The organism is Mycobacterium sp. E2699, from assembly GCF_001666745.1.
Classification (GTDB): Bacteria; Actinomycetota; Actinomycetes; order Mycobacteriales; family Mycobacteriaceae; genus Mycobacterium.
In genome coordinates this window covers 18723-30115 of the sequence record NZ_LZJH01000127.1, presented here as the reverse complement: position 1 = coordinate 30115, position 11393 = coordinate 18723, and the positions used below count along the sequence as shown (strand labels likewise).

10 protein-coding genes, 1 tRNA gene and 1 pseudogene are annotated in these 11393 nt (G+C 66.9%); 6 read left to right on the top strand and 6 right to left on the bottom strand.

The window, feature by feature from the left end:
* Window positions 1-233 precede the first annotated feature (233 nt).
* From A5696_RS22385 to A5696_RS22375, 3 genes are read right to left on the bottom strand one after another with little or no spacing between them, the layout of a single operon-like run.
* Window positions 234-1571: a sugar ABC transporter substrate-binding protein gene (locus A5696_RS22385; RefSeq protein WP_067883187.1), complete on the bottom strand. Its 1338-nt coding sequence runs from the start codon at window positions 1569-1571 to the stop codon at window positions 234-236.
* Window positions 1572-1584: 13 nt separating this feature from the next.
* Window positions 1585-2409, bottom strand: a complete 825-nt coding sequence (locus A5696_RS22380) for a carbohydrate ABC transporter permease (protein WP_067883186.1) — start codon at window positions 2407-2409, stop codon at window positions 1585-1587.
* On the bottom strand, window positions 2396-3265 hold the full coding sequence (locus A5696_RS22375) for a carbohydrate ABC transporter permease (RefSeq protein ID WP_156738547.1): 870 nt from the start codon (window positions 3263-3265) through the stop codon (window positions 2396-2398). Before A5696_RS22375 ends, A5696_RS22380 begins: the two co-directional genes overlap by 14 nt.
* A gap of 74 nt (window positions 3266-3339) precedes the next feature.
* Here A5696_RS22375 and A5696_RS22370 point away from each other — a divergent pair, with 74 nt between their 5' ends.
* The 5 genes and pseudogenes from A5696_RS22370 to A5696_RS27775 form a co-directional block, all read left to right on the top strand.
* Complete coding sequence (locus tag A5696_RS22370) at window positions 3340-4857, top strand: TldD/PmbA family protein (protein WP_067883184.1); 1518 nt, start codon at window positions 3340-3342, stop codon at window positions 4855-4857.
* Complete coding sequence (locus tag A5696_RS22365; protein ID WP_067883183.1) at window positions 4854-6227, top strand: metallopeptidase TldD-related protein; 1374 nt, start codon at window positions 4854-4856, stop codon at window positions 6225-6227. The genes A5696_RS22370 and A5696_RS22365 overlap by 4 nt, the downstream gene beginning before the upstream one ends.
* A 9-nt stretch (window positions 6228-6236) precedes the next feature.
* Window positions 6237-7073: a carboxymuconolactone decarboxylase family protein gene (locus A5696_RS22360; RefSeq protein WP_067883182.1), complete on the top strand. Its 837-nt coding sequence runs from the start codon at window positions 6237-6239 to the stop codon at window positions 7071-7073.
* A gap of 977 nt (window positions 7074-8050) precedes the next feature.
* Window positions 8051-8124: transfer RNA gene (locus tag A5696_RS22355), tRNA-Ile, on the top strand.
* Window positions 8125-8235: 111 nt separating this feature from the next.
* A pseudogene (locus A5696_RS27775) lies at window positions 8236-8381 on the top strand (helix-turn-helix domain-containing protein); the annotation flags it as partial.
* A 66-nt stretch (window positions 8382-8447) separates the two neighbouring features.
* On the opposite strand, the gene A5696_RS27305 reads toward A5696_RS27775, so the two are convergent.
* The 3 genes from A5696_RS27305 to A5696_RS22340 form a co-directional block, all read right to left on the bottom strand.
* Complete coding sequence (locus A5696_RS27305; protein ID WP_197517054.1) at window positions 8448-8996, bottom strand: nitroreductase/quinone reductase family protein; 549 nt, start codon at window positions 8994-8996, stop codon at window positions 8448-8450.
* A 33-nt stretch (window positions 8997-9029) separates the two neighbouring features.
* Window positions 9030-9800 carry a glycine/sarcosine/betaine reductase selenoprotein B family protein gene (locus A5696_RS22345; protein WP_197517053.1) on the bottom strand — a complete coding sequence of 257 codons (771 nt, stop codon included), beginning with the start codon at window positions 9798-9800 and terminating at the stop codon, window positions 9030-9032.
* A 153-nt stretch (window positions 9801-9953) separates the two neighbouring features.
* Window positions 9954-10505 (bottom strand): TetR/AcrR family transcriptional regulator, encoded by a 552-nt coding sequence (locus A5696_RS22340; protein ID WP_067883180.1) that lies wholly within the window; start codon window positions 10503-10505, stop codon window positions 9954-9956.
* Between the two features lie 189 nt (window positions 10506-10694).
* On the opposite strand from A5696_RS22340, the gene A5696_RS22335 reads away from it, so the two are divergent.
* Window positions 10695-11363, top strand: coding sequence for a TetR family transcriptional regulator (locus A5696_RS22335; RefSeq protein WP_067883179.1), 669 nt, complete (start codon window positions 10695-10697; stop codon window positions 11361-11363).
* Window positions 11364-11393: the final 30 nt, after the last annotated feature.

Genomic DNA, 11393 nt, shown 5'->3' with positions numbered 1-11393 from the left:
TCAGCGGCCACACCAAAGCCGATCTCAAACACATCCAAGACAAGCTCAACAGCCGGCCCCGGCCGACCCTGAACCTCTACACACCCGCCCAACGCCTCGCCAACCTAATTAGCCAAGCCGCCTAAATGTTGCACTAACCACTTGACAACGGGTCGTACTTCTTCGCGCCAACGTCGATTTCGACGAAGACTCGCCGTAGAACAACGGTGCTCCGGAACTATCGATTCACGACACTATCGTCGCGCGGCGGCGTTGGCCGCGGCCTGAGCCTTCTTCAACATCGCGCCGACATCGCCGCGGTCCAGGAACATTTCGTTGAAATAGCTCTGCAAAGCCGTGTACCCGGCGGCGAAGCCGGCGCCGCTCGGGGCAGGGATGCGCGGGCCGTTCAGCACCGCGAAGAAGGGGGTGACGTCGATACGCTCGGCGGCCCAGTGGTCGAAGTAGATTCGCTGGGCCGACAGCACCGCGGGGATCGCGGCGCCCTTGTCGCCCAGGTACGCATTGCCCTCGCGGCTGCCCATCCAGGCCAGCACCTGGCGTACCGCGTCCGGATGCTTCGTCGCCGAATTACCCGCTGCGGCAATGCCGTTGGTGACGCTCACCCGGCCGACGGGGCCGGCTGGCATCATCGCCACGCCCCAGCGGAACCGCGCATCGCGGGCCACCGGCTCCAGGTTGTAGGTGCCGGACTGGAACAGTGCCATCCGGCCGGCCACAAACTGATTGCGGGAGAAGTCGCCGTTGTCGTTGGTGTCGGCGGCCGGCGGCGCGACGTGGTCGGCGTTGATGAGCCCGACCAGATAGCGGAAGGCCGTCACCGCCGCGGGATTGTCGAAGGCGAACTCGTCGCCCCGCTGGAACACCCCACCCGCCGAGCCGATGTAGTTCAGATAGATGCCCTGGGGGTCGTTGGCCGCGTTGTAGCCCCACTGGCGGACCCGCCCGGGATCGAAACGCGGTGTGCCCGCCGTATTCCCGTCGGCGTCGATGGTCAGCCGGGCCAGCAGGGGGCGCAGGGTGTCGCCGGCGCCGGGGCTCCACCGCAGGCCGTCGAGCTGCCCGGGATCCACCCCGGCCGCCTCGAGCAGGTCGGCGTTGTAATAGAGCGCGATACCGGCGTCGGTCAGCTGCGGCACCCCCCACAGCACGCCACCGCGGGTGAACTGGTCCACCACCGCCGGGTCCCAGTCCGCGGCGCCTGCCGGGCCGAGCAACTTGCCGATGTCGAGCAGGCGGCCGTCGTCGGCGTAGGCGGCGAGGTAGGCGTTGGACAGCCAGAAGATGTCGTCGGCGCTGCCGCCGGCGACGTCGGTGCGCAGCGTGTCGAAATAGGTGGGATAGGACACGATGTTGGTGCGGACCTCGATGGTGGGATGCGCCCGGTTGAAGACCGCGAACGACCGCTGATAGGCCGCGGCGATCTGGTCGGACCACAGCCGCACCTTGATGACGATCTTGCCGCCGTGGGGCTCGGCGGAGTAGTCCAGCAGCACCGCCGTGGCGGCCAACAGCACCGCGATGAGCACCAGCGACCCGGCGACCAGCGTCGAAAAGCGAGGCCGGGTCATGTTGTGCGCCCGCTCATTTGAGCCCGGAAACCAGGATCGAGGCGACGATGTGGCGTTGGAAGCCGACGAACAGCGTGATCAGCGGCACGATCGCCAGCGTCGTCGCCGCCATCACCAACGTCCACTGGGAGTTGAACCGCGACTGCAGGTCGGCCGTCGCCACGGTGAGCACCCGCCACTTGTGGCCGCTGGTGATCACCAGCGGCCACATGAAGTTGTTCCACTGCGAGACCACGGTGATCAGCGTCAGGGCGGCCAGCACCGGCCGGCTGGACGGGACCACCACGTGCACGATCACGTCCAGCGTGTTGGCGCCGTCGAGGCGCGCGGCGTTGACCAAGTCGTTAGGGATGAGCCGAAAGTGCTCGCGCAGCAGGAAAATCGCGTACGGGGAACCGAACAAAAAGGGAAGGACCAACGCCCAGAACGTGTTGCGCAGACCCAGTTGCGCCATCATCAGGTACAACGGCACCACGGTGACCGTCCCGGGCACCATCAGCGTCGCGATGTAGACCCAGAACAGCGCGTCGCGCCCGGGAAAGTGCAAGCGCGCGAACGCGTACGCCGCCAGCACCGAAAAGGTCAGCTGGCCCACCAGGATCACCAGCGTCATCAGCGCGGTCACCGCCGCCGCGCGGCCGAACCCGGCGCCGCCCAGGTCGGCGTAGTTGGCCAGCGTGGGCGGCCGCGGCAACTGCAGCGGCGTGCCGGTCACGAACTGGTGCGCGGACGTGAACGAGGTCAGCAGGCCGAGTCCGAACGGCACCAATGTGATCAGCGCACCCAGCACCAGCCCGGCATAGATGATCGCATTCATCAAGCGACTAGACGAGGTCATAGCTGATCCGCCGCCGGAAGTAGAGATGCTGGACGACGGTGACGCCGATCAGGATGACGAACAGCACCACCGCCATCACCGACGCCCGCCCGATCGCCGCCGCGCCGAACGCCTCAGCGTAGATGCGGTGGGCCACCAGATCGGTGCTGCCTCCCGGGCCGCCACCGGTGAGGGCGTAGACCGTGTCGAAAACCTGTGCGGTGCTGACGATCCCGGTCACCAGGACGAAAAACGTCGTCGGGCGCAGCATCGGCAACGTGATGCGCCAGAACCGTTGCCACGCGGTGGCGCCGTCGGTCCGCGCTGCCGCATAAATGTCGGACGGAATCGCCAGCAGGCCCGCGAGGAACGACAGCGCGACGTATCCCACATTCATCCACACGACCACCGCCGAGACCAGTGGCAGCGCGAAGCTGGGGTCGGAGAGCCACCCGATGCTGTGCCCGAGCACGGTGCTGACCGCGCCGTCGGTCGGGGCCAGGATCCAGCGCCACAGCACCGCGATCGCGAGCGGCGCGCAGATCCAGGGCAGGACGTACACGGTGCGGAACAGGCCGGTGCCGGGGAGACTGCGGGCCAGCATCGCGGCGGCCAGCAGACCCAGCGCCGTCTGCGCGGGGACGACGATCGCCACGAAGACGGCGGTGACCACCAGCGAATTGCCGAAGCCCGGGTCGGTCAGCACCGAGCGCCAGTTGGCCAGTCCCACGTAGCGCAGCGGGCCCAGCAGATCCCAGCGGTAGAGGCTGAGCCAAATCACGACGAGGATCGGCAACAGCAGAAAGGCGACGACTCCGAACAGGCTGGGTGCCAGCAGGGCGTAGCCCAGCGCGGTGGATCGCGGCTGTTTCCTCAGCACAGCGCTGGCCATGGAGGTAATTAAAGCGGGCGCTGCCGCGCGCCGCGGGAAGCGGTCGATAACGTGGAGCCGTGACATCGAACCGGGGGATCGACTCCGACTTCCTCGACCTGCCTCGCCGCGAGCTTGCCGAGGCGGCGTTGGCGGCGGCCAAGGGGGCCGGGGCCAGCCACGCCGACCTGCGGCTTCACCGCATCAGCACCGAGATCATCCAGCTGCGCGACGGCGAGCTGGAGACCGCCGTCGTCAGCCGCGAGGTCGGCCTGGCGGTGCGGGTGATCGTCGACGGCACGTGGGGATTCGCCTCGCACGCGGAACTGGCGCCCGCGGTGGCGGCCGAGACCGCGCGCCGCGCCGTGCACGTGGCCACCACGCTGGCGATGCTGAACACCGAGCGCGTCGAGCTCGCCGCGGAGCCCGTGTACACCGACGCCACCTGGGTGTCGAACTACCGGATCGACCCGTTCGAGATCCCGGTGCCCGAGAAGATCGCCGTGCTGGAGGAGTACTCGGGGCGCCTGCTTGGGGCCGACGGCGTCGACCATGTGTGGGCGGGCCTCACCGCCGTCAAGGAGCAGACGTTCTACGCCGACACGTTCGGGTCGTCGATCACCCAGCAGCGCGTACGGGTGCTGCCGTCCCTGGAGGCGGTGACCGTCGACGCCGCGGCGGGCAGTTTCGACTCGATGCGCACGCTGGCCCCGCCGATGGGACGCGGCTGGGAGGCGCTGGCCGGCGACGAGGTGTTCAACTGGACCGACGAGCTCGCGCAGCTGCCGGCGCTGCTGGCCGAGAAGGTCAAGGCGCCCAGCGTGGTGGCCGGGCCCACGGATCTGGTGATCGACCCGACCAACCTGTGGCTGACCATCCACGAATCCATCGGGCACGCAACCGAATACGACCGCGCGATCGGCTACGAGGCCGCCTACGCCGGGACGTCGTTCGCCACGCCCGACAAGCTCGGCACCATGCGCTACGGCTCGCCGGTGATGAACGTGACCGCCGACCGCACCGTCGAGCACGGCCTGGCCAGCATCGGTTACGACGACGAGGGAGTGGCCGCGCAGAGCTGGGATCTGGTGCGCGACGGGATCTTCGTCGGTTACCAGCTCGACCGGGTGTTCGCCCCGCGACTGGGGCAGCCGCGCTCCAACGGGTGCTCATACGCAGACTCGCCGCATCATGTGCCGATCCAGCGGATGGCCAACGTGTCGCTGCAGCCCGCAGCCGAGGACGTGAGTACCGCGGACCTGATCGGCCGCGTCGAGGACGGCATCTACATCGTCGGCGACAAGTCCTGGTCAATCGACATGCAGCGCTACAACTTTCAGTTCACCGGCCAGCGATTCTTCCGCATTCGCGACGGTCGCCTGGACGGCCAGCTGCGCGACGTCGCCTATCAGGCCACCACCACCGACTTCTGGAATTCGTTGGAAGCCGTGGGTGGTCCTTCGACGTGGCGACTGGGCGGCGCGTTCAACTGCGGCAAGGCGCAGCCCGGACAGGTGGCGCCGGTCAGCCACGGCTGCCCGTCGGCGCTGTTCCGCGGCGTCAACGTGCTCAACACGGTCAGCGAGGGCGCCCGATGATCACCCCGCAGCACGCCGTCAATCTCGTCCTGGAGGAGGCGGCCAAGCTCGGCGGCGCCAGCGAGACCATGGTGCTGGTCACCGACAAGGTCGAGGCGACGTTGCGCTGGGCGGGCAATTCCATGACCACCAACGGGGTTTCGGTCAACCGCAGCATCACCGTGATCTCCGTGGTGCGCCAGGGCGACAGCGCCCACATCGGCACCGTGGTCTCCGCCGAGGTGGATCCGCGGGTAATCCCCGGACTGGTCGCGGCTTCCCAGCAGGCGGCCCGATCGGCGCCGGAGGCCGGAGATGCAGCGCCGCTGCTCTCCGGCTCCGGCGAGCCCGCCGATTGGGACGCGCCGGTGCCCGGCACCGGGCCGTTGGTGTTCTCCGACGTCGCCAACTCGCTGAGCCGCGGCTTCGGCGGCGCCGACCGATTGTATGGCTTTGCCCACCATAGTGTTTCGACGACCTTCCTGGCGTCGTCGACCGGGCTGCGCCGGCGCTTCACGCAGCCCACCGGCGCGGTGGAGATCAATGCCAAACGTGGCGAGGCCAGCGCCTGGGCGGGCGTCGGCACCGCCGATTTCGTTGACGTGCCCACCGATTCGCTGCTCGAACAGCTGGCGATGCGGCTCGGCTGGGCCAAGCGCCGCGTCGCGCTGCCCGCGGGGCGTTACGAGACGATCATGCCGCCGTCGACGGTGGCCGACATGATGATCTACCTGGCCTGGTCGATGGCCGGGCGCGGCGCGGAGGAGGGCCGCACCGCGCTCTCGGCGCCGGGCGGCGGAACGCGGGTGGGGGAGCGGCTTACCGATTTGCCGCTGACCATGTTCTCCGACCCGATGGCGCCCGGGCTGGCGTGCACGCCGTTCGTCGCGGTGAGCAGCTCCTCGGAGACGGTGTCGGTGTTCGACAACGGCATGGAGATTTCTCAGGTGGACTGGATCCGCAACGGGGTGATCAACGCGCTGGCCTACCCGCGGGCCACGGCCCACAAATTCGATGCCAACGTCGCGGTCGCCGCCGACAACCTGGTGATGACCGGCGGGTCGGCCGAGCTCGCCGACATGATCGCGGGCACCGAGCGCGGCCTGCTGCTGACCACGCTGTGGTACATCCGCGAGGTCGACCCCACGACGCTGCTGCTCACCGGCCTGACCCGCGACGGGGTCTACCTCATCGAAGACGGCGAGGTGACCGCGGCGGTCAACAACTTCCGGTTCAACGAGAGCCCGCTGGACCTGCTGCGCCGCGCCACCGAGGCCGGCGCCAGCGAGAAGACGCTGCCGCGCGAGTGGGGCGACTGGGCCACCCGGGCGGCCATGCCGTCGCTGCGGATTCCGGACTTCTACATGTCGTCGGTGAGCCAGGCGCAGTAGCGTGTGGGAATGCTGACCCAGTTGGTGGCTTTATTTCCCGGGTCCCCCAGCTCCGGGCGCCTTGTGGGCCTGGTCCGGCGGGTGTGCGCGCAGACCTTGTCGCTGCCACCGTTACCGTCCGCGGTCGAGGTTTCCGGGCCCGCGTCGGAGGCCGAGGCCGTCGTAGCCGAGTTCGCCGAGCAGTTCAGCGCCGACGTGTCGGCGGTCACCGGTGAGCAGCGCAAGCGGTTGTGGAAGGCATTGGGCGACAGCACCTTTGGCGTGGTGACGCAGATCTACATCGCCGATTTCGTGCCGCGGGTGCGGGCCGGGCTGGAGGCGCTCGGCGTCGGCTCGGAGCATCTGGGCTGGGTATCCGGGCCGGTCGTGTGGGACCACACCACCGAGCCGTCCGCCGTGGTGTTCAACGAGTTCCTGCCCGCGGTGGCCCGGATGCGGGCGCTGGACCCTGTCACCGCCGAGCTGGTCCGGCTGCGTGGTGCCGCGCAGCACAACTGCCGGCTGTGCAAATCGCTGCGCGAGACCACCGCGCTGGACGCCGGGGGATCCGAGTCGCTGTATGGCGACATCGAGCGCTACGAGGACTCGAGTCGGTTAACCCGCCGCGCTAAAGCAGCGCTGCGCTACACCGATGGGTTAATTTGGACCCCTGCGCACCTCGTCGCCGACGTCGTCGCCGAGGTGCGCTCCGGGTTTTCCGAGGCCGAGGCCGTCGAGCTCACCTTCGACGTCATGCGCAACGCCAGCAACAAGGTCGCCGTGTCGCTGGGCGCCGACGCCCCCCGCGTCGAGGAGGGCACCGAACGGTACCTGCTCGACGCCGAGGGGCAGACGGTCTTCAGCTGATGGCGGAATGCAACCGAGGTGCCGCGACGTGTACGGCACCTCGGTCGGTTAGAGCCGCAGCCTAGCCGCCGCCCCCGCCGCCGGCGCCGGCATCGCCAACGAAGTAGTAGTCGACATCGGTGGGATCGGCGCTCACCGTCGCGTTCGCCGGGTGGAGGGACTCGGTGAAGGCCACCATCGGCGCGGCGGCTATCCCCGCAATCGCAAGTGCTGCTAGAACGACACGCACATCAGGTGATCGACGACGGTGCGCAGTTGTTCTGCCCATCGTTACTTCCTTTCAGGATTTGTTTTCTCTTTGGTAATACGCGCGTATTAAGGCAGCAGTGTGCGCCGCAAATTCCCGCGAAACCAGCGAGGAAGGTTACGGGGAGGTAAAGGAAGAATACGTTTTGTTTCGGCCGGTTCACGGTGGAATGCAGCTGCGAGTTCCGCGGAAAGGTCATTCGCGCGGGCAACTTGAGCGCCAATTGAGCAGTGCTGCAACGTGATTGATGGCTGACCGACCCGATGGCATTCAGCGGTTGGCGCACATCGCCGCGGCGTCACGCACAGTGTGGCGATCAGCGTAATTTGGGAAGGCCGCTCGGACATCCACCCGTTTGGAGTATGCGGGAAAACTCGATGCATCGGCCTCAATGCCCGGATGTCTCTCACGTGATGGCGAGAGAAGCGGCCCAGCGCAACTCATTTCGCGCATCTCCTGCTTTACGGGCGGGACGAAACAACTTCCACGTGTGTTTCACAATTCGAGTGCCAAGTGGCTTTCCTCAGAGCCGGCTTAACACCCCCGCCGCGTTCGCGGCCGAGTCGCTGCGCGCGATGTGTGAGGATTCTCGGCCCGGTGCGGGCGATGAAACGGCCGCGCGGGGAAGCGCGCGGGCCGGCAGCCGCGGTCCGGTTCCGCACGGGACCCGCCGTCGCCTTCGGTAAGGTCTCCTGAGCAATGCTGAAGTGGCAAGGTGACAAGCAGCGCTGGGGCGGTAGCTCAGTTGGTTAGAGCCGCGGACTCATAATCCGTTGGTCGCGGGTTCGAGCCCCGCCCGCCCCACAACAGCTGTATGAGGTCGGTTGATGGTTGACATTTCGTCTTCGGGTGATGCCTGACAGTGTTTCGGTTGATTTATTACAGCGGTTTCGGCTGATCCTTGACACTCCCTGGATGAGGGGGTTGAGCGTGGCCGAGCAGCGGTATCAGGCCATGTTAGCCGCGATAAGTGATCTGTTGCCGATCTCGCAGCTGGCCGAGAAGGTGGGAGCGTCGTCAGACGCTGCACTCGTGGTTAGCCCGCTATGAGGCCGATGGCTCACATGACATAAACGGCGCGCAGCCCCCACCGACCGCAACGCACGTGCTGGCCTGCGCCGCGCGGCTCACGGCTCATCCCGTGTCACGCTCGTTCCCGAATCATTTGTGGGGTGCGGTGATTCGGGAAGCCGCTGCAGGCGCACGCACTGGTCGGTGCCGTCGAGCCAGAGCAGGAACCGCGATGGCGGCGGGAGCAGGTGGGCCACGGTAGCGGTGGGGACCGGGGTTGGGTTGCCTACTGGGACTGGGCGGCCCTGCCAGTGCAGCAGGCCGGGATTGTGCTGCAGGTTGACATACCAGTTGGTTTTCGGGCCGTAGGTGAGCGGGACGATGAAGCTGTCGGGCTGCTCCACTACCCGGATCGGGGTGCTGTAGGGCCGGCCAGTGCGTCGACCCGTGCACTCCATGATGGCGAAGACGCTGTGTCGGCGACCGGCTCGCCCGACACGGGTAACCATTTTGTTGGCGAAACGCTTGTTGCGCTTACGCTTAGCGTCGATGACCGCTGGGTCACCACGACGCATTCCGGCCGCGATGCGCAGCCGTCGTACGACCAACCCGCCCGCGACCGCGAACGCGAGATAAGCCACCACAGCGGTGTTCGAATGCGGCATTGCCATTCCTCTTCTGTTTTGCGAAACGACTCGTTAGCAGTTGCAGCGGGTCGCGAAGTCGTTCTCATGGCCGGCCAGGGATTCAAAGCCGCCGTGCAGGCGCATGTTTTCGCGAAGGTTGGCGAGGTTGGCGCGGTAGGCCGCCTGAACGGTTTCGATCCAGTCGTGGCCGCCGTCGGCCTGATAGGGCAGGTCGACGAGGTACAGCTGGGGTGCGGTCGTGTCCAACGGGCAGGTCAGCGCTGCGCGTAGGGTGGCGCGCTGATGTTCGGGGTCACCGACTCGGCCACAAGGCGAGCCGATGGGGTAGTCGACGAGTGCGGTGCGGGGCGGCAGGTAGGCCTCGGAGATGTCACGCAGGGTGGACAGCATCAGGGTGGGCAGTCCCCGGGCTTCCAACGCGCGCGCCAGCACCGCGTCGGCCTGATGGCACTGCGGGCAGAACGGCACCACCAGCACCAGGTCGACGTTCTGGCGGGCGAATTCGTCACGGATGCGCGGCGCGGTGTCGGTGGCCAGCTGCTCCCACTTGGTGATTGACCCGCAGATGCTGACCGCCTCGGGCGCCAACGCGCCGATGGTGCCCTCGGCCTCCAGCTCAGCCATGCGGTCGCGGGGAAACGCGACGTTGAGGTCCTCGTCGGCCCAGAAACGTGCCGGAGTCGCGTGGTCGAACACGATCTGCTCGCTGGGCACACTGCGGTCGATGAGCCGGTAGGACAGGTCATTGGTGCGCTGCAGCGGGGGCTGCCCGGGCGCCCGAGCACCCAGACTGACTAGCAGCCCGATGGTCAATTCAGACACCGGCTTGTGGATCGGCACCATGGGAGGTGCCTGGAAGTAAGGCAACACGGGCCCCCGGCGTGACGCATCTGGCCCCGCACCGGGGAACAGTAGCGGCGCGAGCGCACGCTGGTGATCGCTGAACAAATACGACATAGCAACCTCCGCAGGTGATTACGTCGTCAACCCGTTTAAGACGAGCTCGACGAGCTCGTCGACATCGACTCGATAGCCCGTCTTGTGACCGATCGCCACCGCCGCGAACAAAGTGCGAGCAGCCGCCTCTAGCAGGCCAGGCCGGAGTTCCCCGGCCGTGACGCGTGATTTCAGATACGACTGCAGCAGGTGCTGCCCGGTGGAGACGAAGTCTTGCAGCGCCGTGCCGGCATGACTGGCCGAAAAAAATAGCGACACCAAATCAGCGTTGGCCGCAAGCGTTTCGTCGAACGCCCGGATCAGCCTCGGCAATACGACCGTCGCCGGTTGATCTGCGTGCTCCCCGAGCAATGCTTGCAACTGCGGCATGAAGCCGCGCTCAGCCAGGACGGCCGTGACCAGATCCTCTTTACTGTCGAAATAGTGGTAAAGCAGCCCAGGCGTAACCCCTGCGGCCCGCGCGATGTCCTTGATGGATGCGCCATCTACGCCCTTGTGGGCAAAAACTGCTAACGCGGCCGCGATCAGCTCGTCGCGCCGGCGCTGAGCCTGTTCGTGTCTGGCACCCACGACATCAGCATATTATTGATTAAACGTTCAATCAATCTCTTCTACCAACCGGTCACCAGGCAGCCCGGCGAGGCGGCGTCATCGGGCACGCCCCGGTTGGGCCCAAATGATCGGGCGGGCCCGAGACGACCAGGCGTAGACAAACCCTGTGCGTTATGCAAATCACACAATGTGCGTTAGGCTCAGCCGGTGGCGCAACTAACATTCCAGCGCGCTCGCACCGAGGAAGAGAAGCGCCAACGTGCGGAGGCCCTCGTGGAAGCCGCACGCTCGCTGGCAATGGAAACGGGCGTCGCGTCGGTCACCCTGACCGCGGTCGCCAGCCGCGCCGGAATTCACTATTCGGCGGTACGCCGCTACTTCACCTCGTACAAGGAAGTCCTGCTGCATCTGTCCGCCGAGGGCTGGGTGCGGTGGTCCAATACCGTGTCGGAGAAGCTGGCCGAGCCCGGCGCGAAGTCGCCCTCGCGCATCGCCGAGACACTGGCCGAAGCCCTGGCCCAGGACCCGTTGTTCTGCGACCTGCTTGCCAACCTGCACCTGCACCTGGAACACGAGGTGGACGTCGAGCGGGTCGTCGAGGTCAAGCGCATCAGCACCGCCGCCACACTCTCGCTCGCCGATTCCATCGAGAGCGCGCTGCCCGAACTCGGCCGTTCGGGGTCGCTCGACATCTTGCTGGCCGCGTACTCGCTCGCGGCCACGCTGTGGCAGGTCGCCAACCCGCCGGAGCGCCTCACCGACGCCTATGCCGAGGAGCCGGAAGTGATTCCGCCGGAATGGAATCTGGACTTCGCGTCGGCTCTGACCCGCTTGCTGACCGCCACGTGCGTCGGCCTCATCGGGGAGAAGCCATGAACAGGGAGGCCGGGGAGCTATGGCTTGGCG

What these genes read in the sequence shown, in the direction of transcription:
- A5696_RS22385 (WP_067883187.1), bottom strand. Translation starts at nt 1,571, where the DNA reads ATGACCCGGCCTCGCTTTTCGACGCTGGTCGCCGGGTCGCTGGTGCTC.
- A5696_RS22380 (WP_067883186.1), bottom strand. Translation starts at nt 2,409, where the DNA reads ATGACCTCGTCTAGTCGCTTGATGAATGCGATCATCTATGCCGGGCTG.
- A5696_RS22365 (WP_067883183.1), top strand. Translation starts at nt 4,854, where the DNA reads ATGATCACCCCGCAGCACGCCGTCAATCTCGTCCTGGAGGAGGCGGCC.
- A5696_RS22360 (WP_067883182.1), top strand. Translation starts at nt 6,237, where the DNA reads ATGCTGACCCAGTTGGTGGCTTTATTTCCCGGGTCCCCCAGCTCCGGG.
- A5696_RS27305 (WP_197517054.1), bottom strand. Translation starts at nt 8,996, where the DNA reads ATGCCGCATTCGAACACCGCTGTGGTGGCTTATCTCGCGTTCGCGGTC.